The organism is Streptomyces lydicus (genome assembly GCF_001729485.1).
Lineage (GTDB): Bacteria > Actinomycetota > Actinomycetes > Streptomycetales > Streptomycetaceae > Streptomyces > Streptomyces lydicus_D.
On the sequence record NZ_CP017157.1, the window covers coordinates 2649952 to 2676331 of the forward strand.

At 73.3% G+C, this 26380-nt stretch carries 25 protein-coding genes; 19 read left to right on the top strand and 6 right to left on the bottom strand.

Features of this window, described 5'->3' with window-relative positions; all coding sequences use genetic code 11:
• Positions 1 to 65 precede the first annotated feature (65 nt).
• The 4 genes from SL103_RS11395 to SL103_RS11410 all read left to right on the top strand — a co-directional run bounded on the left by SL103_RS11395 (position 66) and on the right by SL103_RS11410 (position 5250).
• On the top strand, positions 66 to 1283 hold the full coding sequence (locus tag SL103_RS11395; protein WP_069568748.1) for a quaternary amine ABC transporter ATP-binding protein: 1218 nt from the start codon (positions 66 to 68) through the stop codon (positions 1281 to 1283).
• Entirely contained in the window at positions 1276 to 3876 is a 2601-nt protein-coding gene (locus SL103_RS11400; protein ID WP_069568749.1) for an ABC transporter permease/substrate binding protein, read from the top strand. The genes SL103_RS11395 and SL103_RS11400 overlap by 8 nt, the downstream gene beginning before the upstream one ends.
• Positions 3877 to 4038: 162 nt before the next feature.
• Positions 4039 to 4476, top strand: a complete 438-nt coding sequence (locus SL103_RS11405; RefSeq protein WP_069568750.1) for a hypothetical protein — start codon at positions 4039 to 4041, stop codon at positions 4474 to 4476.
• A 36-nt stretch (positions 4477 to 4512) separates the two neighbouring features.
• Positions 4513 to 5250 carry a helical backbone metal receptor gene (locus SL103_RS11410; protein WP_069568751.1) on the top strand — a complete coding sequence of 246 codons (738 nt, stop codon included), beginning with the start codon at positions 4513 to 4515 and terminating at the stop codon, positions 5248 to 5250.
• Between the two features lie 12 nt (positions 5251 to 5262).
• On the opposite strand, the gene SL103_RS11415 is transcribed toward SL103_RS11410, so the two are convergent.
• On the bottom strand, positions 5263 to 6381 hold the full coding sequence (locus tag SL103_RS11415) for a TDT family transporter (protein ID WP_069568752.1): 1119 nt from the start codon (positions 6379 to 6381) through the stop codon (positions 5263 to 5265).
• A gap of 86 nt (positions 6382 to 6467) precedes the next feature.
• Between SL103_RS11415 and SL103_RS11420 the strand changes: the two genes are divergently transcribed.
• Complete coding sequence (locus tag SL103_RS11420; RefSeq protein ID WP_069568753.1) at positions 6468 to 7394, top strand: LysR family transcriptional regulator; 927 nt, start codon at positions 6468 to 6470, stop codon at positions 7392 to 7394.
• A gap of 148 nt (positions 7395 to 7542) precedes the next feature.
• Entirely contained in the window at positions 7543 to 7929 is a 387-nt protein-coding gene (locus SL103_RS11425) for a hypothetical protein (protein WP_069568754.1), read from the top strand.
• A gap of 14 nt (positions 7930 to 7943) precedes the next feature.
• Here the strand turns inward: SL103_RS11425 and SL103_RS11430 are convergent, their stop codons facing one another.
• From SL103_RS11430 to SL103_RS11440, 3 genes are all read right to left on the bottom strand, one after another.
• Positions 7944 to 8642: a gamma-glutamyl-gamma-aminobutyrate hydrolase family protein gene (locus SL103_RS11430; RefSeq protein ID WP_069568755.1), complete on the bottom strand. Its 699-nt coding sequence runs from the start codon at positions 8640 to 8642 to the stop codon at positions 7944 to 7946.
• Between the two features lie 90 nt (positions 8643 to 8732).
• Positions 8733 to 10220: an ethanolamine permease gene (gene eat / locus SL103_RS11435; protein WP_069568756.1), complete on the bottom strand. Its 1488-nt coding sequence runs from the start codon at positions 10218 to 10220 to the stop codon at positions 8733 to 8735.
• Between the two features lie 150 nt (positions 10221 to 10370).
• Positions 10371 to 11102 carry a FadR/GntR family transcriptional regulator gene (locus tag SL103_RS11440; protein WP_069568757.1) on the bottom strand — a complete coding sequence of 244 codons (732 nt, stop codon included), beginning with the start codon at positions 11100 to 11102 and terminating at the stop codon, positions 10371 to 10373.
• 73 nt (positions 11103 to 11175) lie between these two features.
• On the opposite strand from SL103_RS11440, the gene SL103_RS11445 reads away from it, so the two are divergent.
• From SL103_RS11445 to SL103_RS11460, 4 genes are all read left to right on the top strand, one after another.
• Positions 11176 to 12564, top strand: coding sequence for a glutamine synthetase family protein (locus SL103_RS11445; protein ID WP_069568758.1), 1389 nt, complete (start codon positions 11176 to 11178; stop codon positions 12562 to 12564).
• Positions 12565 to 12576: 12 nt separating this feature from the next.
• Positions 12577 to 13956 (top strand): aldehyde dehydrogenase family protein, encoded by a 1380-nt coding sequence (locus tag SL103_RS11450; protein WP_069568759.1) that lies wholly within the window; start codon positions 12577 to 12579, stop codon positions 13954 to 13956.
• The gene (locus SL103_RS11455) at positions 13953 to 14753 is read left to right on the top strand and encodes a 3-oxoacyl-ACP reductase (RefSeq protein ID WP_069568760.1); all 801 of its coding nucleotides are present in this window, start codon (positions 13953 to 13955) and stop codon (positions 14751 to 14753) included. Before SL103_RS11450 ends, SL103_RS11455 begins: the two co-directional genes overlap by 4 nt.
• 112 nt (positions 14754 to 14865) lie before the next feature.
• Positions 14866 to 16134 carry a haloacid dehalogenase-like hydrolase gene (locus SL103_RS11460; protein WP_069568761.1) on the top strand — a complete coding sequence of 423 codons (1269 nt, stop codon included), beginning with the start codon at positions 14866 to 14868 and terminating at the stop codon, positions 16132 to 16134.
• Between the two features lie 34 nt (positions 16135 to 16168).
• Here SL103_RS11460 and SL103_RS11465 read toward each other — a convergent pair whose 3' ends face one another.
• Positions 16169 to 17431, bottom strand: a complete 1263-nt coding sequence (locus SL103_RS11465; protein WP_244303886.1) for an amino acid deaminase/aldolase — start codon at positions 17429 to 17431, stop codon at positions 16169 to 16171.
• A 213-nt stretch (positions 17432 to 17644) separates the two neighbouring features.
• Here SL103_RS11465 and SL103_RS38615 point away from each other — a divergent pair, with 213 nt between their 5' ends.
• The 4 genes from SL103_RS38615 to SL103_RS11485 all read left to right on the top strand — a co-directional run bounded on the left by SL103_RS38615 (position 17645) and on the right by SL103_RS11485 (position 21844).
• Positions 17645 to 19003, top strand: a complete 1359-nt coding sequence (locus SL103_RS38615) for a hypothetical protein (protein ID WP_244303887.1) — start codon at positions 17645 to 17647, stop codon at positions 19001 to 19003.
• Entirely contained in the window at positions 19000 to 20160 is a 1161-nt protein-coding gene (gene mycP / locus SL103_RS11475; RefSeq protein WP_069568763.1) for a type VII secretion-associated serine protease mycosin, read from the top strand. The genes SL103_RS38615 and mycP overlap by 4 nt, the downstream gene beginning before the upstream one ends.
• A 27-nt stretch (positions 20161 to 20187) precedes the next feature.
• Entirely contained in the window at positions 20188 to 20922 is a 735-nt protein-coding gene (locus SL103_RS11480; protein WP_069568764.1) for an SseB family protein, read from the top strand.
• A gap of 127 nt (positions 20923 to 21049) precedes the next feature.
• The gene (locus SL103_RS11485; RefSeq protein WP_069568765.1) at positions 21050 to 21844 is read left to right on the top strand and encodes an MIP family channel protein; all 795 of its coding nucleotides are present in this window, start codon (positions 21050 to 21052) and stop codon (positions 21842 to 21844) included.
• A gap of 82 nt (positions 21845 to 21926) precedes the next feature.
• Here the strand turns inward: SL103_RS11485 and SL103_RS11490 are convergent, their stop codons facing one another.
• Positions 21927 to 22307, bottom strand: coding sequence for a DUF1844 domain-containing protein (locus SL103_RS11490; protein WP_069568766.1), 381 nt, complete (start codon positions 22305 to 22307; stop codon positions 21927 to 21929).
• Positions 22308 to 22638: 331 nt separating this feature from the next.
• Between SL103_RS11490 and infC the strand changes: the two genes are divergently transcribed.
• The 5 genes from infC (at position 22639) to SL103_RS11515 (ending at position 26290) form a co-directional block, all read left to right on the top strand.
• On the top strand, positions 22639 to 23325 hold the full coding sequence (gene infC, locus SL103_RS11495; protein ID WP_079146215.1) for a translation initiation factor IF-3: 687 nt from the start codon (positions 22639 to 22641) through the stop codon (positions 23323 to 23325).
• Between the two features lie 123 nt (positions 23326 to 23448).
• Entirely contained in the window at positions 23449 to 23643 is a 195-nt protein-coding gene (rpmI, locus tag SL103_RS11500; RefSeq protein WP_016576627.1) for a 50S ribosomal protein L35, read from the top strand.
• 104 nt (positions 23644 to 23747) lie between these two features.
• Positions 23748 to 24131 (top strand): 50S ribosomal protein L20, encoded by a 384-nt coding sequence (gene rplT / locus SL103_RS11505; RefSeq protein ID WP_069568768.1) that lies wholly within the window; start codon positions 23748 to 23750, stop codon positions 24129 to 24131.
• 105 nt (positions 24132 to 24236) lie between these two features.
• The gene (locus tag SL103_RS11510; protein WP_069568769.1) at positions 24237 to 25091 is read left to right on the top strand and encodes a TrmH family RNA methyltransferase; all 855 of its coding nucleotides are present in this window, start codon (positions 24237 to 24239) and stop codon (positions 25089 to 25091) included.
• An 83-nt stretch (positions 25092 to 25174) separates the two neighbouring features.
• A complete protein-coding gene (locus tag SL103_RS11515; protein ID WP_069568770.1) occupies positions 25175 to 26290 on the top strand; it encodes a sensor histidine kinase in 1116 nt (371 codons plus the stop codon).
• Positions 26291 to 26380: the final 90 nt, after the last annotated feature.

The following is a 26380-nucleotide window of genomic DNA, read 5'->3' on the forward strand; positions in this document are numbered from 1 at the left end:
CGTCCCGCTCCACGACCTGCCGGCGGGGGTGGCAGGTCGTTCCACGTTCGACAAGAGAGGCATATGTGTCCAGGCTGCAAGCCGAGCACCTGTACAAGGTGTTCGGCAGACGACCCGAGGACGCGGTCCGCACACTCGAAGCCGGTGCCGACCGGGACGAGTTGCGGGCCGACGGCACCACCGCCGCCGTGATCGACGCGTCGATCGAGGTGGACGAGGGGCAGATCTTCGTCGTCATGGGTCTGTCCGGGTCCGGCAAGTCGACGCTGCTGCGGATGCTCAACGGGCTGCTGGAGCCGACCGCGGGAACCGTCCGGTTCGACGGTCAGGACCTCACCTCTCTCAGCGACAAGGAGCTGCGCAAGGTCCGCTCCGAGAAGATCTCCATGGTCTTCCAGCACTTCGCGCTCTTCCCGCACCGCAGCGTGCTGGAGAACGCCGGCTACGGCCTCGAGGTACAGGGCGTCCCCCGCGCCGAGCGGGAGCGGCGGGCCGCCGAGGCGTTGGCCCTCACCGGGCTGGAGGGCTGGGAGAAGTCCTGGCCCGACGAGCTCTCCGGCGGTATGCAGCAGCGCGTGGGCCTGGCCCGGGCGCTGGCCACGGACGCCGATCTGCTGCTGATGGACGAGTCCTTCAGCGCGCTCGACCCGCTGATCCGCCGCGACATGCAGGACCAGCTGCTGGAGCTGCAGAAGACCCTGAAGAAGACCATCGTCTTCATCACCCACGACCTCAACGAGGCGATGCGCCTCGGTGACCGGATCGCGGTGATGCGGGACGGGCGGATCGTGCAGATCGGCAGCGCCGAGGACATCCTCGTGCGCCCCGCCAACGACTACGTCGCCTCCTTCATCCAGGACGTGGACCGCAGCCGGGTGCTGACCGCGGGCGCGGTCATGTCGGAGGTCGGTACGGTGCTCGGCAGCACCACCCCGGACGGCAAGACCCTGGGCACCGCGGCGGAGTTCCGTGCCGCCGCGCCCGCCACGGTCGGTCAGGACACGCCGCTCGCCGAGCTGTTCACCCCCTGCTCGGCCAGCACCGTCCCGGTCGCGGTGACGGACGACAACGGCGCGCTGGTCGGTGCCGTACCGGCCGAGCGGCTGCTCGCGGTGCTCGGCGAGTCCGCGGAGCCGCACCGGGCCCCCGCGCCCGGCGTCCCCGCCCAGCCCGCGGTCAAGACCTCCCCGAAGGCCCCCGCGGACGAGGCGTCCGGGGACGACGAGCCGGCGGATGAGCCGGGGAAGAACGAGCCCGAGGACAAGGTGATCGCCGGTGCCTAGGATCCAGATAGGCAGCTGGGCGAACGACGCCGTCAACTGGCTGCGGGACAACCTCGACTGGCTCTTCACGCTCCTCACCAAGGTGCTGAACGGCCTCTACGACGCCATCCACACCGTGCTGGCCGCCCCCGAACCGCTGCTGCTGGCCGGCATCCTCGCGGTGCTCGCCTGGTGGCTGCGCGGTCTGCCGGCCGCCGTGCTCACCTTCCTCGGCTTCGCGCTGATCGACTCGATCGAGCAGTGGGGACCGACCGTCGAGTCGCTCTCCCTGGTGCTGGTGGCCTGCCTGATCACTGTCGTGGTGGCGGTGCCGCTGGGTATCTGGGCGGCCCGCAGCCGGGTCGTCGGCGGTGCGCTGCGCCCGGTGCTCGACCTGATGCAGACGATGCCGGCGATGGTCTACCTGATCCCCGGCATCCTCTTCTTCGGCCTCGGTGTCGTCCCCGGCATCGTCGCCACCATCGTCTTCTCCATGCCGCCCGCGGTCCGGATGACCGAGCTCGGCATCCGGCAGGTCGACGGGGAACTGGTCGAGGCCGCCGAGGCGTTCGGCACCCACCCGCGCAGCACGCTCTTCCGGGTGCAGCTGCCGCTGGCGCTGCCGACCATCATGGCCGGAATCAACCAGGTCATCATGCTCGCGCTGTCCATGGTCGTCATCGCCGGCATGGTCGGCGGCGGCGGTCTGGGCTCCTCCGTCTACAACGCGATCAGCTCGGTCAACGTCGCCCTGGGCGCCGAGGCCGGCCTCGCGGTGGTCATCCTCGCCATGTACCTGGACCGGATGACCGGCGCGCTCAACCAGCGGGTCTCCCCGCTCGGCCGGCGCGCGCTGGCCAAGGCGCAGGCGTCGCTCGGCGGGCTGAAGTTCCTGCAGTGGCGGCCCGCCACGTCCGTGGCGATGGTCGGTGTGGTGGCGCTGGCGCTGCTCGCCGGCGGGCTGGGTATGGCCGGCAAGGGCAGCGGCCAGGGCGGCGGCGGCAACGGCCGCCCGATCAGCCTCGGCTACGTCAACTGGGACGAGGGCAAGGCCACCACGTACCTCTGGAAGGAGATCCTGGAGGAGCGCGGCTACAAGCCCAAGGTGCAGGCCCTGGAGGCCGGTCCGCTGTTCGCCGGGCAGGCCCGCGGCGACATCGACGTCCAGACCAACGCCTGGCTGCCGACCACCCACGCCTCGTACTGGAAGAAGTACAAGGACCACCTGGAGGACCTCGGCGCCTGGTACGACAAGACGTCGCTGGAGATCGCGGTGCCGTCGTACGTCAAGGGCGTCAAGACCCTCGACGACCTCAAGGGCAAGGGCGGCGAGTTCGGCGGCAAGATCACCGGCATCGAGCCGGGCGCCGGCGAGATGAAGATCCTCAAGGACAAGGTCCTGAAGGACTACGGCCTGGGCGGCGAGTACAAGGTCCAGGAGTCCAGCACCGCGTCCATGCTCAGCGAGCTGGACCGCTCCGTGCACCAGAAGAAGCCGATCGCGGTCACCCTGTGGTCGCCGCACTGGGCGTACGACAAGTACCCGCTCACCAAGCTCAAGGACCCCAAGGGCTCCTTCGGCTCCGGTGACAGCCTGCACCTGCTGGGCCGCAAGGGCTTCGCCAAGGACGAGCCCGAGGTCGCCAAGTGGATGAAGAACTTCCACCTGGACGAGAAGCAGCTCACCAGCCTGGAGAACGACGTCAAGGGCGCCGGCGAGGGCCACGAGCAGGACGGCGTGCGCACCTGGCTGAAGAAGAACCCCGGCCTGGTCGACAAGATCGCGCCGGGCGCCGGGGCCACGTACGCCAAGGGCAAGGACGCCGGCAAGGCGCCGAACATCGGCTACCCCGCGTGGGACGAGGGCATCGCCACCACCTACTTGTGGAAGAACGTCCTGGAGAAGCGCGGCTACAAGCCGAACATCCGCAACCTCGACGTCGGGCCGATGTGGACCGGGCTGTCCACGGGGCAGATCGACGTGGAGACGGACGGCTGGCTGCCGGTGGCGCAGAAGCAGTACTGGGACAAGTACAAGAAGGATCTCGTCGACGTCGGACCGTGGTACGACAAGACCTCGCTGGAGATCGCGGTGCCGTCCTACGTCAAGGGCGTCAAGACGCTCGACGACCTGCGCAAGCACAAGGACGAGTTCAAGGGCAAGATCATCGGGATCGAGCCGGGCACCGGCGAGATGAAGCGGCTCAAGGACACCGTCGCCCCGGCGTACGGGCTGCAGGACTTCGACGTCACCTCGGCCGGGACCAGCGCGATGCTCGCCGAGCTGGACCGGGCGTACCACAAGAAGGAGCCGATCGCGGTCGTCCTGTGGTCGCCGCACTGGGCGTACAGCAAGTACAAGCTCACCAAGCTGGCCGACCCGCAGGGCACCTGGGGCGCCAACAACCAGATCAAGACGCTCGGCAACAAGAGCTTCCCGAAGAAGTTCCCGGAGTTCGCCGGCTGGCTGAAGAACTGGAAGATGAACGCCGAGGAGCTCGGCAGTCTGGAGAAGGACATCCAGGACGCCGGCAAGGGCAACGAGAACAAGGGCGTCGAGAAGTGGATCGGCGACCACCCGGGCATCGTCGACAAGATGGCGCCGGTGAAGTGAGCGCCCACGGCGCGTAGTTGACCCGCGAGCACGCGGGCCCGCCCCCGGCCACCGCCGGGGGCGGGCCCGTTCCGTTCCCGGCGGCGGCCCGGGCGGGCCCGGATCACCCGGGCGGCGGCGCCGGGCTCGCGGGGCCGGGCGGCCGGTGCTTCGCTGGGCAGCGTGAAGCTCGCGCACCCCGCCGTCCTCGTGCTGCTCGGGGCCGCCGCGCTGGGCGCCGCGGCACCCGCTGCCCCGGCGCGGGTCGAGCCCGACCCGGTGGTGGCCGGCCAGCGGGTGCACCTCGGCGACGGCGGGCGGTGTGCCGACGCCGGGGCCGCGCGGGCCGACTCGACGCTCTTCGGCCCGGTGGCGCTGCGGCCGGGCGCGCACGGCATGGCCGCCGACGTCCGGGTCCCCGAGCGGGCGGCACCGGGGCGCCACACGGTCACCTTCCGCTGCGCCCCGGGCGGGGAGACGTTCACCGAGACCCTGACGGTGCGGCGCGGCCGGGTCGAGGGGGTCGACGTCCCCCAGGCGGCCGGCGGGCTGGCGCTGCTGGTGCTGGCTGGCGGCGCGGCCTACCTGCTCCGCCGCCGCGGTGCCGCCGCGCGGTCCTGACGCCCGTTCCGCGGCCGGCGGCCGTACCGTGGACCGATGACCCGTCACAGCGGCGTACGGCGCGTGGTGTCCCTGGTGCCCTCCCTGACCGAGGCGGTGGCCGTCAGCGCCCCCGGGCTGCTGGTCGGCGTCACCGACTGGTGCAGCCACCCGGCCGGGCTCGCGGCCGCCCGGATCGGCGGCACCAAGAACCCCGACACCGCCGGCGTCGCCGCCCTCGCGCCGGACCTGGTGCTCGCCAACGAGGAGGAGAACCGTCCGCAGGACCTCGACGCGCTGCGGGCCGCGGGGATCGAGGTCCTGGTGACGGAGGTGCGCTCGCTGGACCAGGCGTTCGGTGAGCTGCACCGGGTGCTGGTCGACGGCTGCGGACTGCCCCGGCCCGGCTGGCTGGACGCCGCCGAGGCCGCCTGGCGCGACCTGCCCCCGCCGCGGGCGGAGCGGGCCGCGGTGGTGCCGGTCTGGCGCCGCCCGTGGATGGTGCTCGGCCGGGACACCTTCGCCGGGGACCTCCTCGCCCGGCTCGGCGTCCGCAACGTCCACGCGGACCACCCCGACCGCTATCCGCGGATCCCCCTCGACGCCCTGCACGCCTGCCCCGCCGACCTCGTCGTCCTGCCGGACGAGCCGTACCGGTTCACCGCCGGGGACGGCCCGGAGGCGTTCCCCGCGCTGCCCGCCGCGCTGGTCAGCGGCCGCCATCTGACCTGGTACGGGCCGTCGTTGGCGGAGGCCCCGGCGGTTCTGGCGGGGGCGCTGGCCGCCGCCCGGTGAGGGGGCCGGCGCCTACCGCGGCGGCGCCAGCAGCCGCCCGCTCAGCAGCCCGCTCGCGGTACGGCTCGCGGTCACCGCCACCGCCGTCACCAGGGCGGCGAACAGCGCCACCGCCAGCCAGGTGAAGGCGTGCAGCCCGGTGTGCCGGGCCAGGCCCGCGGCCCCCGTGACGCAGGTGCCGAGCGGGAAGGTGAAGCCCCACCACGTCATCGCGAAGCCCATGCCGTGGCGCGCGGCCCGGACCACCAGCGCGGTCGCGAGAGCCAGCCACAGCAGCGCGAAGCCCGTCACCGGGACCCCGTAGAGGACCGCGAAGGCGCCCATCGCGTGGGCGGTCGGGGCGTCCACGGCTCCCGGAGCGGCGGTCGCGAGGTTGCTCACCGCGGTGGTGGACTGACCGAGCGGGCCGAGGACGAGGAAGAGCGTGGGGGTCAGGGCGAGCGGCAGCGGGCCGTGGTGGATCAGCCGGGACAGCACCAGCGGCAGCACCAGCAGGGTGGCCAGCAGGGACATCCCGAAGAGCGCGTAGCAGGCCAGCAGCAGCGCCTGCCGCCCCTGGCCGGGCGGGAGGTGCGGGACCAGGGCCGGGCCCAGGGCCGCCGAGACCATGGGCGCGACCAGCGGCAGCAGCCACACGGGCGTGGCGCTGCCCGGCTCGATGCGGTGCCGGGTCACCATCAGGTACGGGATCGCCGCGGCCGCGGCCAGGCCGGTGAGCGTGCCCGCGGTCCACAGCACGACGTCGACGGCCAGCGCGGCCGGCTCGCCGATGACGTCCCGGCCCACCGCGAGGGTGCCGCCGCCGACCGCCAGCAGCGCCATCGCCAGGCACCCGTAGAACGGGGCGACGGTCGGGTCCAGCAGGTGGCGGCGGGCCTGGTCGCCGTGGCGCAGCCAGTGCAGGGCCCGGGCGGCCAGCAGCGTCAGCAGCAGCAGCGCGGACAGCGCCCACACCAGCCGGTAGCCGGTGCGCAGACCGGGCGCGGTGAGCGGGAGGGCCGCGCCGGCGTTGGCGACGATCGCGGTGCCCATGACGGCGGCGTACCAGTTCGGGCCGAGCCGGCTGAGGGGGCCCGGTGCGGGCGGGGCGGCGGGGGCCGGGCGGGAAGGTGCTTGCGCGAGTGTTGCCATGCGACCAGCGTTGTCGCCCCGCACGCCCGCCACCAGGGACGTCGTGTCTATGAGGGCATAAGCTGGGGTTATGTGCAGGGGGACTTATGGGTGAGGACGAGCCGTCCGTACCGCTGTCGCACCGGGTCCCGGACCTCGGCGCGCTGGAGCTGCTGCTCGCCGTCGCACGGCTGGGCAGCCTGGGTCGCGCCGCCCGGGCGCGGGGGATCAGCCAGCCCGCGGCCAGCAGCCGGATCCGTTCCATGGAGCGGCAGTTGGGCGTGGCGCTGGTCGAGCGGTCGCCGCGCGGCTCCCGGCTGACGGACGCCGGGGCGCTGGTGACGGACTGGGCGCGGCGGGTGGTGGAGGCGGCGGAGGCGTTCGACGCGGGCGCCCAGGCGCTGCGCGGGCGGCGCGACTCCCGGCTGCGGGTCGCGGCCAGCATGACGATCGCCGAGTACCTGCTGCCGGGGTGGCTGATCGCGCTGCGGGCCGAGCTGCCGGGGACCGCGGTGTCGCTGCTGGCGGGGAACTCCAGCGTGGTGGCCGAGCGGCTGCTGGCGGGGGAGGCGGACCTCGGTTTCGTGGAGGGGCTCGCGGTGCCGGCGGGGCTGGACGGCGCGGTCATCGCGCACGACCGGCTGGTCGTCGTCGCCGCGCCGTCCCACCCCTGGACCCGGCGCCGCGGTGAGCTGACCGCCGACGAACTGGCGGCCACCCCGCTGATCCTGCGGGAGCGCGGCTCGGGCACCCGGCAGGTGCTGGACGCGGCGCTGGCCGCGCACGGAGGACTGGCCGAACCGCTGCTGGAACTCGCCTCGACCACCGCCGTCAAGGCCGCCGTGGTGAGCGAGGCGGCGCCGTCCGTGCTCAGCGAACTCGCCGTCGGCGAGGAGCTGGGCGCCCGGCGGCTGGTGGAGATCCCGGTGCGCGGGCTGCGCCTCGGGCGGGAGCTGCGGGCGGTGTGGCCGGCCGGCCAGCGGCCCGCCGGCCCGGCCCGTCGTCTGCTGGGGCTCACCCGCGGGACGCCCTGAGCGGGGCGGGCGGCGCGGCCGGCTCCCGGCGCCGGGCGGAAATCCGCGGCCGTCGCGGACGGCCGTGCGCTAATGTGTTCGAATCCTTGATCGCGTTCGCGCGTGACGGGACCTGACCACGCACCAACTACCGCAACGGGGACGGCACATGAAGAGGAAGACGACGGCCGGGATCATCGCCTCCGCGGCTCTGCTCGGCACCGCGCTGACCGGCGGAGCGGCCACCGCCGCCACGCCGACCGCCGCGCACACGACCGCCGCGCACACGACCGCCGCGGCCGGCACCGCGACGGCCGCCTCCTGCGTCTACGCCGAGGCCAAGGAGAGCGTGAAGATCCGCAACGCCAAGAAGGTGAGCGCCACCGCCCTGGGCCTGCTGCCCAAGGGGAAGAGGGCGTGCATCACGGGCCCGTCGGCCACGGGCGGCTTGTACACCCTCTGCGGGGAGCACAGCAGCTACTGGATGCAGGTCTCCTACAGCGGCATCAAGGGCTGGATCCCCATGATGTGCACGGTCAACCACGGGGAGATCTGACCGGCCCCGCCGGCTCACTCGCCGGGGGACGTTCCACGCGCCGCCGCCACCAGCGCCGCCATGACGCGGGTGTCGTCCCCCGCCTCCGGGTGCCACTGCACCGCCAGCGTGAAACCGCGCCCGGCCGGCAGCTCCAGCGCCTCGATCGTGCCGTCCGCCGCGTGGGCCGAGGGCAGCAGTCCGCTGCCCAGCCGGTCCACCGCCTGATGGTGGTACGTGGGCACGGAGACCGGCTCGGGCAGGGTGCGGCCCAGCAGGGTGCCGGGCACCGGCTCGACGGTGTGCCGCTCGAAGACGCCGGGCGGCCCCGCGTGGCCGTCGAGGTGCTGGACGAGGGTGCCGCCCAGTGCCACGTTCAGCAGCTGCATCCCGCGGCAGATGCCCAGCAGCGGCACGCCGCCCGCCAACGCGGCCTCGATCAGGGCCAGTTCCCAGGCGTCGCGGTCCAGGGACGGCGGACCGGTGCGCGGGTCCGGCTCCGCGCCGTAGCGCGCCGGGGCGACGTCCGCGCCGCCGGCGATCACCAGCCCGTCCAGGCGGGCGACCGCCCCGGCCGCGGTCGCCGGATCGCCCGGCGGCAGCAGCGCCGCCAGGCCGCCCGCGCGCTGCACCAGCCGGGGGTAGCCGGCCGGCACCAGCGCGGCCGGCATCGTCCACACCCCCCAGCTCGCTTCCTGCTGATAGGTGCTGATGCCGATGAGGGGCTGGGACATGGCAGTTCCTCCGTGCGGTGCGAGGGGCGGGTGGCGCGGCCGGAGCCGGCCGGGGGGCTGCCCGGCCGGCCGGTGGGTCTGGTCGGTTCTCTAGTCGCGTTCCAGCTCGGCCTCCGCCGCCGCCAGCGCCGCGAACTCCTCCTCGGGCGCCGCGGCCACCAGCCGGTGCCGGGAGTACAGCGCGAAGTAGGCCAGCGCCACCACGTACACCCCGAGCGCGATGAACGCCGCCTCCTTGTCGACCAGGAACGTCGCCACCAGCGCCGAGCAGGCCAGCACGAAGGCGACGCCCGAGGTCAGCATGCCGCCGGGGGTGCGGTACGGGCGCGGCAGACCGGGCTCGCGGCGGCGCAGAACGAGGTGCGAGAGCGCCATCAGCGCGTACGAGATGGTGGCGCCGAAGACCGCGACGTTGAGCATCCGGGCGCCGTCGCCGGTGGCCGCGGCGAGCGCGAAGCCCAGCGCACCGGGCACCAGCAGTCCCATGTAGGGGGCCTTGCGGCGGCTGGTGAGGGAGAGGAACCGGGGGAGGTAGCCGGCGCGGGAGAGCGCGAAGAGCTGCCGGGAGCCGGCGAAGATCAGGGAGAAGAAGGACGCCACCAGGCCCGCGAGACCGGCGTAGTTGACGATCCGGCTGACGGCGGTCGGCTTCCCGTGCGGCTGCAGCGCCTGGACGAGCGGATCACCCACCGACTGGATCGCGGCCGACCCGCGGGCGCCGGTCGCGGCGACGAAGGTGATCAGCGCGAGCAGCAGCAGGATGCCCATCGCGGCGGCCATCGCCCGGGGCAGCGAGCGCACCGGGTCCTTGGTCTCCTCGGCCGCCAGCGGTACGCCCTCGACGCCCAGGAAGAACCACATGCCGAACGGGAAGGACGCCCAGATGCCGAGGATGCCGAACGGCAGCCAGGAGGAGGCCCCGAAGGCACCGGACCTGACGGGGATGTCGTTGAGGGCGTCCACGTGGAAGTCGGTCAGCGCGGCGAGCGCGAAGACGACGAGCGCGGCGACCGCGACGGCGGTGACGATCAGGCTGAAGCGCAGCGCCTCGCCGACGCCCCAGAGGTGGATGCCGATGAAGATGACGAAGCAGGCCAGGTAGACCGGCCAGCTGGAGTGCAGACCGAAGAGGCCGAGCGACTCGACGTAGTCACCGATGAAGATCGAGATCGCGGCCGGTGCCAGGACGTATTCGATGAGGATGGCGGTGCCGGTCAGGAAGCCGCCCCAGGTGCCCAGGGCGCGCCGGGCGAAGCCGTAGCCGCCGCCCGCGGTGGGCAGGACCGAGGCCAGCTCCGCCAGCGCGAAGACCAGACAGGTGTACATCAGGCCCATCAGGACGGCGGCGATGGCCAGGCCGCCGAAGCCGCCCTGTGCCAGGCCGTTGTTCCAGCCCGAGAAGTCGCCGGAGACGACGTAGGCGACGCCGAGGCCGGTCAGCAGCAGCGGGCCCGCGCTGCCGCGGCGCAGCGTCCGGCGTTCCAGATAGTCCGCGTCGGCCGAGGCGCCGCCGCCGGGGGGAGTGGTGCCCGCGTACCCGCCGGGCGGTGCGGTCTTCGATTCCGTGCTGTCGGCCATGAGCCGCTCCTGCCTCGCCGAGGGGAAGTCGAGCAAAGGTTCAGCGGCATACCTTTGCCGCGAGAGTCGCTCCGGCGCAAGACCTCTGCGTAAAAGAATGGTTAACCCGGCCCGTACGCCCGCCCGCTGTGCCCGGCCGGGCACCGGCGGTCACGGCGCCGGGGAGGTCAGGAAGCCGCGCAGCAGCGCCGCGGTCCCGCAGCAGTGCTCCCGCATCACCTCGCGCGCGCCGTCCGCGTCGCCCTCCAGCACCGCCTCCACCAGCGCGCTGTGCTGGGTCTGCGAGTGCTCCAGGTTCCGCACCAGCAGCGGGATGCAGTCCAGCAGGTCGTTCACGGTCGCCCGGACCGCCGCGTACTGGGCGGCCAGCGACGGTGAGCCGGACAGCTCCGCGAGGGTGAGGTGGAACAGGGTGTCGCGCCTGCGGTAGTCCGCGAGCGGGGCGTCCTCGGTGGCCGCCAGCGCGTCGCGCAGCCGTGCGGCCTGCTCGTCGGCCAGTCCGTGGGCGGCGCACAGCCCCGCCGCGCCCACTTCCAGCACCTCACGGAACCGCAGGGTGTCCTCGACGTCGACCTTCTCGATCCGGCGGCGCAGCTCGGCCTCGCCGTGGTTCTCGGTGCGGACGCGGACGAACGTGCCGCCGTAGCGGCCGCGCCGGCTCTCCACCAGGCCCTCGTCCTGCAGTACCTTGAGCACCTCGCGCAGGGTGACCCGGCTGATCTGCAGCCGCTCGGCCAACTCCCGCTCGGCGGGCAGCCGTTCGCCCTGGGGCACCAGGCCGAGCCGGACGACCTGCAGTATCTGCTCCAGCGCCTCCTCGAAGCCGTTGCCGGCCCGCACCGGTCGCAGCACGGGCGCCAGCCGATCCGCCGGACGGTCCATCGGAACCCCTTCCCAATCAATGGTTCGTGTGCCTACCTTATGACCTCCGGATGCAGTGACAGGAGGCAACACCGTGGCAGACCGCACGCCCCCGCTCTCCGTCGAGGAGCTCAGAGTCCTCGTCGACACCGGGGAGATCGACACTGTCGTCCTCGCCTTCACCGATATGCAAGGCCGGCTCCAGGGCAAGCGGTTCGCGGCCCGGTACTTCCTCGACACCGTCCTCGAACACGGCACGGAGGGGTGCAACTACCTCCTCGCCGTCGACGTGGACCTCAACACCGTCGACGGCTACGCGATGTCGTCCTGGGAGCGCGGGTACGGCGACTTCGCCATGCACGGCGACACCGCGACCCTGCGGCGCACGCCCTGGAACCCCGGCACCGCCCTGATCACCGCCGACCTCGGCTGGCACGACGGCTCCCCGGTCGTCGCCTCGCCCCGGCAGATCCTGCGCCGCCAGCTCGACCGGCTGCGGCAACTGGGACAGGAGCGCACCGGGAGCGGCTGGCACGCGTACGCCGGCACCGAGCTGGAGTTCATGCTCTTCAAGGACTCCTACGAGGACGCCTGGTCCCGCGGCTACCGCCAGATGACGCCCGCCAACCAGTGGAACGGCGACTACTCCGTCCTCGGCACCGGCCGCGTCGAGCCCGTCCTGCGCCGCATCCGCAACGAGATGGGCGCGGCCGGGATGACCGTCGAGTCCGCCAAGGGCGAGTGCAACCTCGGCCAGCACGAGATCGTGTTCGTCTACGACGAGGCGCTCACCACCTGCGACCAGCACACGATCTACAAGACCGGTGCCAAGGAGATCGCCGCGCAGGAGGGCATGGCGCTCACCTTCATGGCGAAGTACGACGAGCGCGAGGGCAACTCCTGTCACATCCACCTCTCGCTCCAGGACGACGAGGGCCGCCCCGTCCTCGCCGACGACTCCGGCCCGTACGGCATGTCGCAGACCATGCGGCACTTCCTCGCCGGCCAGGTCGCCGCGATGCGCGACTTCACGCTCTTCTACGCGCCCAACATCAACTCCTACAAGCGCTTCCGCCCCGGCTCCTTCGCGCCCACCGCCGTCGCCTGGGGCCCGGACAACCGCACCTGCGCCCTGCGGGTCGTCGGCCACGGCCGCGGCCACCGGCTGGAGAACCGGCTGCCCGGCGGCGACGTGAACCCCTACCTCGCGGTCGCCGCCATGGTCGCGGCCGGCGTGTACGGCATCGAGCACGAGCTGGAACTCCCCGACGCCACCACCGGCAACGCCTACACCGGCGACGCCGCGCACGTCCCCACCACCCTGCGCGAGGCCGCCGAGCGGTGGGAGAACAGCCCGATCGCCCGCGAGGCGTTCGGCGACGAGGTCGTCGAGCACTACCGCCACATGGCCCGCGTCGAACAGGACGCCTACGACGCCGCCGTCACGGACTGGGAGCGCTTCCGCTCCTTCGAGCGCATGTAAGGACCACCACCCGTGCTGCACGAGCTGAAGATCATCAATCCGGCCACCGAGGACGTGGTGGCCACCGTCCCCACCACCTCCCCCGAAGAGGTCGACGCCGCGGTCCGCCGGGCCGCCGCCGCCCAGCAGACGTGGGCCGCGGTGGCCCCCGGCGACCGGGCCCGCATCCTGCGCCGCTTCGCCGACACCGTCGACGCCCACACCGACGCGCTCGCCGAACTGGAACTCCAGGAGGCCGGGCACCCGCTGGGCAACGCCCGGTGGGAGGCCGGAAACGTCCGCGACCTGCTGCACTACGCCGCCGGGGGAGTGGAGCGCCTCAACGGCACCCAGATCCCGGTCGCCGGCGGGCTGAACCTCACCGTCCAGGAACCGCTCGGCGTGGTCGCCGTCATCGCCCCCTGGAACTTCCCGATGCCGATCGCCGCCTGGGGCACCGCCCCCGCGCTCGCGGCCGGCAACGCCGTCCTGCTCAAGCCCGCCGAGACCACCCCGCTCACCGCGCTCCGGCTCGCCGAACTCGCCCTGGCGGCCGGGCTGCCCGAGGGGCTCTTCCAGGTCCTGCCCGGCGAGGGCCCGGTCACCGGTACCGCGCTGGTCGACCACCCCGGCGTCGCCAAGGTCGTCTTCACCGGCTCCACCGCCACCGGCCGGCAGATCGCCGCCCGCTGCGCCGCGCAGACCAAGCGGCTCACCCTCGAACTCGGCGGCAAGAGCCCCAACATCGTCTTCGCCGACGCCGATGTGGCGGCCGCCGCGGCCGCCGCCCCCGGCTCCTTCCTCGACAACACCGGCCAGGACTGCTGCGCCCGCAGCCGGATCCTCGTCCAGCGGAGCGTCTACGACCGGTTCATGGAACTGCTGGAGCCCGCGGTCAAGGCGTTCACCGTCGGCGACCCGGCCGACCCGGCCACCCAGATGGGGCCGCTGATCTCGGCCGCCCAGCGCGAGCGGGTCCGCTCCTACGTCCCCGAGGACGCCCCGGCCGCGATCCGCGGGGAGGCGCCCGCCGGCAAGGGCTTCTGGTACCCGGCCACGGTTCTGGAGGGCCGGCCGGAGGACCGTACGGCCGTCGAGGAGATCTTCGGCCCGGTCGCCGTCGTCCTGCCCTTCGAGGACGAGGCCGACGCGGTCCGGCTCGCCAACGCCACCGACTACGGCCTCTCCGGGTCCCTGTGGACCCGCGACGTCGGCCGTGCGCTGCGCGTCTCGCGGGCCGTCGCGGCCGGCAACCTCTCCGTCAACTCCCACAGCAGCGTGCGCTACTGGACCCCCTTCGGCGGGTTCAAGCAGTCCGGACTCGGCCGCGAGCTCGGCCCGGACGCGCTGGCCGCCTTCACCGAGACCAAGAACATCTTCATCAGCACCGAGCTCAGCGAGGAGTCCCCGTGACCGACCAGACCGCAGTGTGCCGCCGCCTCGTCGGCCGTACCGCCGTGATCACCGGAGCCGGCAGCGGCATCGGCCTGGCCACCGCCCGCCGACTGGCCTCCGAAGGCGCCAACGTCGTCTGCGCCGACATCGACGAGACGGCCGGCAAGGCCGCCGCCGAAGCGGTCGGCGGCACCTTCGTCCAGGTCGACGTGACCGACTCCGAGCAGGTCGAGGCGCTCTACCGGACCGCCTTCGAGACCTACGGGTCGGTCGACATCACCTTCAACAACGCCGGCATCTCGCCGCCCGACGACGACTCCATCCTCACCACCGGCCTGGACGCCTGGAAGCGCGTGCAGGAGGTGAACCTCACCTCGGTCTACCTCTGCTGCAAGCACGCACTGCCCTACATGCAGCGCCAGTTCGAGCAGACCGGCCGCGGCGGCTCCATCATCAACACCGCGTCCTTCGTGGCCGTGATGGGCGCCGCCACCTCCCAGATCAGCTACACCGCCTCCAAGGGCGGCGTGCTGGCGATGTCCCGGGAGCTGGGCGTGCAGTTCGCCCGGGAGGGCATCCGGGTCAACGCGCTGTGCCCGGGTCCGGTCAACACCCCGCTGCTCAAGGAGCTGTTCGCCAAGGACCCCGAGCGCGCCGCGCGCCGCCTGGTGCACGTCCCGGTCGGCCGGTTCGCCGAGCCCGAGGAGATCGCGTCCGCGGTCGCCTTCCTCGCCAGCGACGACTCCTCGTTCGTCAACGCCGCCGAATTCCTGGTCGACGGCGGCATCGCGGGCGCGTACGTCACCCCGGTGTAACCACTAGTTGTTCACCGCCACTTCAGCATCATGGTGGCCGGGCTTCGCACCGCGCCCGGCCACCATGCGCTAGCCTCCGCCTTCGATTCTTCGTTCGACAGGAGTGCGTTCCATGCTCACCAAACGTCGCTGGTTGGCAGCAGGTGCCGCCCTTGCGGTCGTGGGAGGCGGCGTCGCGGCCGCCCAGACGGCCACGGCGGGCCCGGCACCGCGTCAGTGCCCCACCCTCCATGTCACCAAGGGTTGGTACGGCGACAACCGTGCCAAGCTGCAGAAAATGATCGACGAGCGGGGCAGCTGCGCCGGCTCCCACGGCGCACGGCCGGTCGCCACCTTCGACTGGGACAACACCGTCGTCAAGAACGACATCTCCGACGCCACGCTGGCCTGGATGCTGCGGCACGACAAGGTGCTGCGCCCCGCCAGCTGGAAGGCCACCAACAAGTGGCTGACCGACGACGCCGCCCGCGCGCTCACCGAGGCGTGCGGCACGCAGGTGCCCGCCGGCCACCCGCTGCCGACGTCGACCGACACCGGCTGCACCGACGAGATCCTCGACGTCTACAACGACGAGAAGACCTCGGACGGCAAGCCCGCGTTCGCGGGCGAGTGGAACCACCGGCGCACGGTGCCCTCCTACGTCTGGATCACCCAGCTGTTCGCCGGGCACAGCCCGGACACCCTGACCTCGTACGCCGCCAAGGCGCGCAAGCAGAACCTCGCCGCGCCGATCGGTACGGAGCAGACGGTCGGCACGCACAAGTGGGCCGGATACATCCGCTACTACGAGCAGCAGCGCGACCTCATCGGCACCCTCAAGAAGGCCGGCTTCGACGTCTACATCGTCTCGGCGTCCGCCGAGCCGCTGGTGCGCGCCTGGGCGCCCGGTGTGGGCATCGACCGTGACCACATCGTCGGCATCCGCAACATCGTCCGCGACGGCCGGCTCACCACCGGCGTCCAGGGCTGCGGTGACGTCAAGGACACCAACGGCGAGGTCCTGACGTACATGGACGGCAAGCGCTGCTGGATCAACCAGGAGATCTTCCACGTCAAGGGCGCCAAGGCGTGGCAGCAGCAGGACCCGGCGCACCGTGCCGCCTTCGCGGCGGGCGACGCCGAGACCGATGTGACGTTCGTCGGCGATGCCACCGCCGGCCATCTGGCCATCAACCGCAACAAGACCGAGCTGATGTGCCGGGCGTACGACAACAGCGACCACCGCTGGATCGTCAACCCGATGTTCATCGAGCCGAAGAAGCGCAAGACCGACGCGTACCCGTGCTCGACCGCCGGTTACGTCCAGCCGGACGGCACCCTCGCCCCGATTCACCGCCCCGACGGCTCGGTGATCCCGGACCAGCAGGACACGGTGTACTGAGCCACCGGCTCCGTACGGGGGAGGGCCGCACCGGTCAGAGAAAGGTGTGGCCCTCCCCGCGGTACGTCGGGACGGTGTCCACCACCCGGTCCCCGTCGACCAGGTGCAGCTCGGTGAACCGCTCGCACAGCTCACCGGCCTTGGCGTGCCGGAACCACACCTTGTCGCCGATCGCCAGCCGGTCCGCGGCCGGCCCCAGCAGCGGCGTCTGCACCTCGCCGGGCCCCTCCTGCGGGTCGTAGCGCAGCCCGGCCGGCAGATACGGCACCGGCAGCCGGTCCGCGCCCGCCGCCCCCGACGCCGGATAGCCGCCGCCGAGCACCGTCACCACACCGGGACCGGGCCGCCGCACCACCGGCTGGGCGAAGAGCGCCGCCGGACGCCCGCTGAACGAGCGGAAGTTGTCGAACAGCCGCGGCACGTACAGCCCCGACCCGGCCGCGATCTCGGTGACCGCCGCCTCCGCCGCGGTGTGCTGCACGCTGCCGGTCCCGCCGCCGTTGACGAACTCCAGCCGCGGCGCCACCGCCCGCACCGCCCGCACGGCCTCCCAGCGCCGCTGCGCCAGCTCCTTGCGCGCCGCCGCCTGCATCATCCGGACCGCCCGCGAGAACACCGGCCGGCCCGCGACCTCGTCACCCACCCCCGCCACATGGCCCTCGTACGCCATCAGGCCCACCAGCCGGAAACCGGGGCGACGCGCCACCGTCCGGGCCAGCGCGGCGAGTTGGGCCGGCTGCCGCAGCGGCGACCGCAGGGCGCCGACCCGCACCTTCCCGCCCATCAGCCGGTAGGAGGTGTCCAGTTCCAGGCAGACCCGCACCTCCTCGCCGCGGCCCGCGCCGCCCGGACGGGCCGCGTCGATCAGCTCCAGCTGCGCCGGATCGTCCACCATCACCGTGACCGCGGCGGCGAGCGCCGGATCGGCGGTCAGCTCGGCGAACCCCGCCCGGTCCACCGAGGGGTACGCCAGCAGCACGTCGTCGAAGCCGGAACGGGCCAGCCACAGCGACTCGGCCAGCGTGAAGCTCATGATCCCGGCGAAGCCGTCGCGCGCCAGCACCCGTTCCAGCAGCGCCCGGCAGCGCACCGACTTGCTCGCCACCCGGATCGGCTTGCCCTTCGAACGGCGCACCAGATCCGCCGCGTTGGCGTCGAAGGCCGCGAGGTCGACGACGGCCAGCGGCGCGTCGAGAGCGGCGGTGGCCCGGTCGTACGGGGTCTCCCCCGCCCGCACGGGGCGGGGAGCTCGGGGAAGGGCTTCGTGGCCATGCGTACCGACTGTGTGCGGGGACATGGCCGCAGCCTGCCAGACCCTCCTACCCCTGGGTAGGGGAGAGATCGCGACAGAGCGGACACGGCCCGCCAGGGGTTGGAGCACCGACGGCACCAGCCCTTAGAGTGGCTCGACACCGCAACCAGCAGGTCAGCGGCGTGTTGTCCTGATACGAGCCACCCTGCCCCGATTGCGGATCGGGCCCGGGAGGCCACGGCGCAAGGGGGAGCGCGGGTGAGCACCGACGCCGAGTTCGCCGATGCGCGGCACGTCCCGCCCATACCCCCGCGGCCGCCCCGGCAGCCCGCGCCCGCGGTGGATCAGGACCCCCGGACCGCCGTGCTGCGCCGGGTACCGGGCGCCCCCGCCGCCCCGCCGGCCCCCCGGGCCGCGCACACCCCCACGGGCCCCACCCCGCCGACCGGCCGCCCGGGCACCCCGCCGCCCGCCGCCCCGGCCGTCCCCCCGCGTCCCACCGCACCCCCGCCCGCGCCGCCGGGCGCACAGCCGCCGCCCCGCCCGGACCGCGCGCCGACGGCCCCGGCCCCGGCCGCACCGCCGCCGCCCGCCGGCCGCCCCGCGGCCTTCCGTGACACCGCCGCCTTCCATCTGGCCCACAGCCAGGAACTGTGGAACGCCCGCGGGCGCACCGACGGCCCGGACACCCCGGGTCGGGAGCCCGCCGCGGCGCCCGGTGGCGACCGGCCGCAGCCCGCGGCCGACCGCCCCGCCCCGCCCTGGCCGGGCAGCCACCTGCCGCCGCAGCGCGCCGGGGCCCGGCCAGGCGCGCCCACCGCGCCGCCGCCCCGCCCGGCGTCCGCCCGCCGCCCCGGCGCCCGGGTGCTGGCCGCCGCGGCCTGCCTGGTCCTCGGCATCGGCCTCATCGGCGGTGCCGCGGCCGGGAGTTGGCTCACCGACGACTCCGCCGACGCCCCGCCGAGCCCCCGGGAAGCGTTCACCAAGGGCCACGACGTCTGGCACAGCACCCCCGTCGACACCCTCTTCCCGCGCACCGTCAACGGCCTCGGCGTCGGCCCCGGCGGCGCCGACCGCACCTGGACCCGGATCGCGGTCGCCCCCGACAGCGGCTGCGCCGACGCCTACGACCCCCGGCTCGCCCAGGCGCTCGCCCCGGCCGGCTGCGCCCGCCTGCTGCGCGCCACCTACCTCGACGCCACCCACAGCAGCGTCATCACCGTCGGCGCGCAGACCGCCAGGACCGACCCGGCCGGGATGATGGCCCTCAACACCCGCTTCAGCACCAAGAACCTGGCCGACCGCACGGACCTGATGCCGCTGCCCTACGCGCCCAAGGGCACCCCCGCCGAGGGCTTCGGCCGTGCCCAGCGCGCCAGTTGGACCGTCCGGGTGCTCACCGACGTCCCGGTCATCGTCTACGCCGTCTCCGGCTTCGCCGACGGCCGCGCGGTCACCGAGCCGCAGCCCGCCGAGGCCGCCACCCGGCCCGGAGCCACCACCGCCCCGGCCGAGTCGGGCCTGGGCCACGACGCGAAGGACCTCGCGGACCGGGTCGCGGCGGACTTCCGCACGGCCGCCGGCCTCCCCTCGCAGACCACGGAGTCCTCACCATGACGAAGGCCCTGCTGCGCGGCGCCGCCGTCGCCCTGTCCTGCGCGGCGCTCGCGGTGCTCCCCGCCGTGCCCGCGCACGCCGACGCGCTGCGCGCCCAGGAGTGGGGCCTGGAGGCCGTCCACGCCCAGCAGGCATGGCACACCACCAAGGGCAAGGGCGTCACCGTCGCCGTCCTCGACACCGGCGTCGACGCGAACCATCCCGACCTCAAGGGCCAGGTCCTGCCCGAGAAGGACCTGGTCGGCTTCGGTGCCGGCCCCGGCGAGGGGGCCTGGGCCCGGCACGGCACCGGCATGGCCAGCGTCATCGCCGGCCGCGGCCACGGCGCGGGCAACCAGGACGGCGTCCTCGGCGTCGCCCCGGAGGCCCGCATCCTGCCGGTCCGGGTGATCCTGGAGGACAACGACCCGCAGCGCGAACGGGCCCGTACCGAGAAGGCCGGCGCGCTCGCCGACGGCATCCGCTGGGCCGCCGACCACGGCGCCGACGTGATCAGCATGTCGCTGGGCGACGACAGCGAGTCCGCGCACCCCGAACCGCGCGAGGACGCCGCCGTCCAGTACGCCCTCGGCAAGGGCATCCCCGTCGTCGCCTCCGCCGGAAACGGCGGCCTGAAGGGCAACCACGTCTCGTACCCCGCCGCCTACCCGGGCGTCATCGCGGCCACCGCCGTCACCCACCTGGGTGCCCGGGCCCGCTTCTCCACCCGCCACTGGTACGCCACGGTCAGCGCGCCCGGCGACGCCATCGTGATGGCCGGCACCGGCGACGGCTACCTCTCGGGCTGGGGCACCAGCCCCGCCGCCGCCTTCGTCTCCGGCGCCATCGCCCTGATCCGCTCCGCCCACCCCGACCTGAGCCCCGCCCAGATCCGCCGGCTGCTGACCAGCACCGCCCAGGACGCCCCGCAGGGCGGCCGCGACGACGACTACGGCGCCGGCCTGATCGACCCCGCCGCCGCCCTCAAGGCCGCCGACGGCCTCAAGCCCGTCCCCCAGAAGCCGGTCCCCGCCGCGTACGCCCACCGCTACTTCGGCCCCGGCCCCACCCCCGACGACGACCCGGCCGCCCCCACCAACTGGCTTCCCTGGGCCGCCGGCGCCCTGGGCCTGACCCTCCTCGCCGCCGCCTTCTCCTTCTGGCGCACCCGGCCCTGACCCGCTCCTCCGAGCGGATACGCTCGCGTGGTGCAGAAGAACATCCCCGACCCCGGCTTCTCCGACGACGACGGCTCCGCCGACCCCGCCCTGACCGCCGCCCTGACGGCGTACGGCGACGACCGGAGCACCGAGCCGCAGCTGCTGGCCGCGCTGGCCGGCGCCCGGATGCTCGTCCCCGTGGTGGCGGTGCTGGGTGAGGTGGAGACCGGCCCGGACGGTCTGCGCCGCGAGAAGACCAGCGACATGGCGGTCCCCACCCTCCAGGCGCCGGACGGCCGCCGCGCCCTGCCCGCCTTCACCTCCATGGAGACCCTCCAGCGCTGGCGCCCCGACGCCCGCCCGGTGGCCGTCCCGCTCCGCCAGGCGCTGCTGGCCGCCTCCCACGAGAAGGCCGACACCCTGGTCATCGACCTGGCCGGCCCGGTCACCTACCAGCTGACCGGTCCCGCGCTGCGCGCCCTCGCCGAGGGCCGGACGACCGCCGACCCGCTCGCCGACCCGGCCGTCACCGACGCCCTGCGGGCCCTGCTCGCCGCCGAGCCCGCGGTCCTCGTCGCCCACCTCGCGCCGTCCCGCGAAACCGACGCGACCCTCGCCCTGGGCCTGGCCGCCGACGCCCCGACCGCCGAGGTCGCCCAGCGGCTGGCGGGGGCGCTGGCCACCGACGAGGTGCTGCGCGCCCGGCTCGTCCGCGGGCTGGACCTGGCCCTCCTGCCGCCGGACGGCGCGGCCCCCGCGGAGCCGCTCTACCGGCGCTGACCGCCGCACCGAACGACCCCGAAGAGCCCCGCGGACACCGTTCGCGGGGCTCTTCCGCCGACGGGCGCGTTCCTCTCCCGGGCCGCACAATGCGAGGAGAGCTCAAGATCCACGCGAGGAGGGCCGCATGGCGAGTCCGGCGTCCAAGACGGAAACGGGGCCCGAGGACCCCACGGTGTTGACCCGTACGGTCGTGTCCGAGTTCCTCGGCACGCTGCTGCTGGTGTTCTTCGCCGTCGGCTCCGCGGTGCTGGCGGGCGAGTACATCGGCACCTTCGGCATCGCGCTGGCCTTCGGCTTCACCATGCTGGCGCTGGCCTACGCCCTCGGCCCGGTCTCGGGCTGCCACCTCAACCCCGCGGTGACCCTGGGCATGCTGCTGGCCCGTCGCATCACGCTGCGCTCCGCGGTCGAGTACTGGATCGCCCAGGTCGTCGGCGCCGTCGTCGGGGCGGCGCTGCTGTTCCTGGTCGCCAAGCAGGTCCCCGGGCTCCAGACGCACGCGGCCTTCGGCACGAACGGCTGGGGCGACCGCTCGGCGGTGCACCTCAACCTCGGCGGCGCCTTCGTCGCCGAGATGGTGATGACCTTCCTGTTCGTCTTCGTGGTGCTGGCGGTCACCCACCGGGTGGCGCTGTTCGGCTTCAACGGCGTGGCGATCGGCATGGCGCTGGCCACCGTCCACCTCATCGGCATCCCGCTGGACGGCACCTCCGTGAACCCCGCCCGGTCCCTCGGCCCGGCTCTGTTCGCGGGCGGCGCCGCCATCACCCAGCTGTGGCTCTTCATCGTCGCGCCGCTGATCGGCGGGGCGATCGCGGCCGCGGTGCACCAGATCACCCACCCGCCGCACGAGCCGGTCGTCGTCGCCGACGAGGCCGCGCCGCGCGAGCCCACACCCGGCGCCGACGAACGGATCTGAGCCGCCCCCGTACGCGAAGGAGCCCCGGCCGTCTCCCCGGCCGGGGCTCCTCCGTTCTCTTCCGTACGCCGTTACCGGCCGCTCAGCCGTATACCGGCCCGGTGAACTTCTCCCCGGGCCCCTGCCCCGGCTCGTCCGGGACGACCGACGCCTCGCGGAACGCCAGCTGCAGCGACTTCAGCCCGTCCCGCAGCGGGGCCGCGTGGTACGAGCCGATCTCGGTGGCGCTGGCGGTGACCAGCCCGGCCAGTGCCTGGATGAGCTTGCGCGCCTCGTCGAGGTCCTTGTGGGTCTCGCCGCCCTCGGCGAGCCCGAGGTTGACCGCCGCCGAGCTCATCAGGTGCACCGCGACCGTGGTGATCACCTCGACCGCCGGCACCTCCGCGATGTCGCGGGTCATGGCGTCGAAATCGGGGCTTGCCGCACCCGGTGCGGCGGGCTGCTGAGGGGTCTGGTCGCTCATGTCTTCGGGCTTCTTCCTGCTGAGGGGTCGGCTCCAGCCTATGGCCCCGGTCCGCGCCCCCCGCGCCGGGGAGTGTCATCCTGGTCGCCGGCACCGGGGAGCCGGCACAGAAGTGGGGACCGCCCCTTGACTCGTGTATCCTGGTGTTCCGACCGGCCGGACACACATGTGACCGGCCCACAAGTGGAGGCTCCGATCTCCCACCCGACCGACCTCTGGTTGGCGGGTCAACGGTCCGGCTGCGCCCCGCGGAGACTTCGCGGCGGTGCTCCAGATCTATGTGGAGCCCCGCCTGTGTCCCGTCCGGGGCATTTTTCGTGTGCCGACGCGGGTGGTCACATCGAACAGACGTTACGCGGCAGTCCGCCAGGCCGTCGCGTGGTGCTACCGAGGAGGATCCATCAGCGCCGAGCCCCGCATCAACGACCGGATTCGCGTCCCCGAGGTGCGACTCGTCGGTCCCAGTGGCGAGCAGGTCGGCATTGTGCCGCTTGCCAAGGCCCTGGAGCTTGCGCAGGAGTACGACCTCGACCTGGTCGAGGTGGCGGCGAACGCCCGTCCGCCGGTCTGCAAGCTCATGGACTACGGAAAGTTCAAGTACGAGTCGGCCATGAAGGCCCGTGAGGCGCGCAAGAACCAGGCGCACACGGTCATCAAGGAGATGAAGCTCCGGCCGAAGATTGACCCGCACGACTACGACACCAAAAAGGGTCACGTCGTCCGGTTCCTCAAGCAGGGTGACAAGGTCAAGATCACGATCATGTTCCGTGGTCGCGAGCAGTCCCGCCCCGAGCTGGGCTTCCGACTGCTGCAGCGGCTCGCGGAGGACGTCCAGGACCTCGGCTTCATCGAGTCGAATCCGAAGCAGGACGGCCGAAACATGATCATGGTCCTCGGTCCGCACAAGAAGAAGACCGAGGCGATGGCCGAGGCCCGTGAGGCGCAGGCCGCCCGCAAGGCGGAGCGTCAGGGTGGTGCTCCCGCGGAGGAGCCCGCCGGGGAGCCCGCCGAGGCGTGATCACTGGGCGTGAGCCCCGGAATCATGCCGGGGCACCCGCCCCGGACAGCAATCGATACATGCGACGCTCCCGCCAGCCGGTCCGTGCCGGTGGGAGCGCCACTGACGAGGAGAGAACGGCGCATGCCGAAGAACAAGACGCACAGCGGTGCCAGCAAGCGCTTCAAGGTCACCGGCTCCGGCAAGGTGCTGCGTGAGCGCGCCGGCAAGCGCCACCTGCTCGAGCACAAGTCGTCCCGCGTGACGCGTCGCCTCACCGGCAACGCCGAGATGGCCCCGGGCGACGCCGCGAAGATCAAGAAGCTTCTCGGCAAGTGAGCCACCACGCCCCGCCGGACGAGCGGGGCGGGTGATTCGGACCGGGACACAATCGATTCGGGTCGTGTGACGACAACCACGACCCCGCTACAAGGAGTTAACAAGTGGCACGCGTCAAGCGGGCAGTCAACGCCCACAAGAAGCGCCGGGCGATCCTCGAGCAGGCCAGTGGCTACCGTGGCCAGCGCTCCCGCCTGTACCGCAAGGCGAAGGAGCAGGTCACCCACTCCCTCGTCTACAACTACAACGACCGCAAGAAGCGCAAGGGCGACTTCCGTCAGCTGTGGATCCAGCGCATCAACGCCGCTGCCCGCGCCAACGGCATGACCTACAACCGCTTCATCCAGGGTCTGAAGGCCGCCAACATCGAGGTGGACCGCAAGATCCTCGCTGACCTCGCGGTCAACGACGTGAACGCGTTCGCCGCGCTCGTCGAGGTCGCCCAGAAGGCGCTTCCGAGCGACGTCAACGCCCCGAAGGCTGCCTGAACTTCAGCCTGAGGACGAACTGACGCGGACCCGCAGGCCCCGGCCTGCGGGTCCGCCGCTTTTCCCCGCCGCCCCGCACCGAACCACAGAAGCGAGCCGCCGCCCATGGGCACCCCCGAGCTGATCTCCCCGCGTTCCCCGCGTGTCACCGCCGCCCGGCGGCTGGCCCGCCGCGCCTTCCGCGGCAAGGAGCGCCGGTTCATCGCCGAGGGCCCGCAGGCCGTACGGGAGGCCATCACGCACCGCGCCGGGGGCGAGCCCACCCTCGTCGAGCTGTTCGCCACCGCCGAGGCCGCCGAGCGGCACACCGAGATCGTCGAGGCGGCCCGGGCCGCCGGGGTGCGGGTGCACCTCGCCGACGACCGGACCGTCGCCGACATCTCCCAGACCGTCACCCCGCAGGGCCTGCTCGGCGTCTGCCGCTTCCTCGACTCGCCCTTCGAGGACATCCTCGCGGCCCGCCCGCGGCTGGTCGCGGTGCTCGCCAACGTCCGCGACCCCGGCAACGCCGGTACGGTGCTGCGCTGCGCGGACGCCGCCGGCGCGGACGCGGTGGTGCTGACCGACGCCTCCGTGGACCTCTACAACCCCAAGTCCGTCCGCGCGTCGGTCGGTTCGCTCTTCCACCTCCCGGTCGCGGTCGGGGTACCGGTCGAGCAGGTGGTGGCCGGCCTCAAGGGCGTGGGCGTCCGCCTCCTCGCGGCGGACGGCGCGGGCGACCGCGACCTGGACGCCGAGCTGGACGCCGGCTCCATGGGCGGGCCCACCGCCTGGGTGTTCGGCAACGAGGCGTGGGGACTTCCCGAGGAGACCCGGGCGCTGGCGGACGCCGTCGTACGGGTCCCCATCCACGGCCGGGCGGAGAGCCTCAACCTCGCCACCGCCGCCGCGGTCTGCCTCTACGCCTCCGCCCGCGCCCAGCGCGGCCGCGGTGGCTGCCGCGCGGTGTCACCCGCCTGAGGGGCGTCCCCCGGAGCTTCCCGGCACATCCGGGGCGAACTAGTAGTCTTGCGTGCCCGGGGGCCCGGAAGGGGGTAACGGGGATGAGTGTGAGCACGTCCGGCAGCACGGTCGCCGCTGACGGCTGCCCGTCCGAGGGGCCGGGGGCCGGTTCCGCGATCGACCCCGACGACCTGCCGGACGGCCTGGTCGTCGCCGACGCCACCGGCCGGGTCGTCTGCTTCAACGCCGCGGCCGCCCGGATCACCGGCATCACCCCCGGCGACGCGCTCGGCCGCCCCGTCGACGTGGCGCTGCCGCTCCAGGACATCGAAGGGCGCCGCTGGTGGCGGCTGACCGACCCCTACGGCGGCCTCGCCATCCGCCGCGGCCAGCCCGAGCGCAATCTGCTGCTCGGCGGCCGTGAGGTGCTGGTCTCCGCGCGCTACGTACGGAGCCGGCCGACCGGCCCCGTGGAGCGGCTGGTGATCGCGCTGCGAGGTACCGAGGCCCGGCGGCGCACGGAACTCAGCCACGCCGAGCTGATCGCCACCGTCGCCCATGAGCTCCGTTCGCCGCTGACGTCCGTCAAGGGCTTCACCGCCACCCTCCTCCAGAAGTGGGAACGCTTCACCGACGACCAGAAGCGGCTGATGCTGGAGACGGTGGACGCCGACGCCAACCGCGTCACCCGGCTGATCGCCGAGCTGCTGGACATCTCCCGTATCGACTCCGGGCGGCTGGAGGTGCGCCGGCAGCGGGTCGACATGATCGCCGCGGTGCGCCGGCACGTCCAGGCGCAGACCACCGCCGGCCAGCTGCCCGACCGTTTCCTGATCCGGATGCGGGAACCGCTGCCCGATCTGTGGGCGGACCCGGACAAGGTGGACCAGGTGCTGGGCAACCTGCTGGAAAATGCGGTGCGCCACGGCGAGGGAACGGTCACCATCGAGGTCGGACCAGCATCGGAAGCGACGAGCACGGAGGGGACGAGCGTCACCGTGAGCGACGAGGGCCCCGGTATCCCGGAGGAGTCGATGAGCCGCGTCTTCACCCGCTTCTGGCGGGGCAGCAAGCGCGGCGGCACCGGCCTGGGCCTGTACATCGTCAAGGGCATCGTCGAGGCCCACGGCGGGACGATCACGGTCGGCCGGGCCCCCGCCGGCGGCGCACAGTTCCGATTCAGCCTGCCCGTCGCGACGCCGGCCTTCATGAGCTAGAAGGAACGGACGCGGCGGGCGCCCCGCAGGGGCTCGGGCGGGTCTTTCGGATCAGCCCGGGTCCGATCCGAAAGACACGCCCTCGGGCCT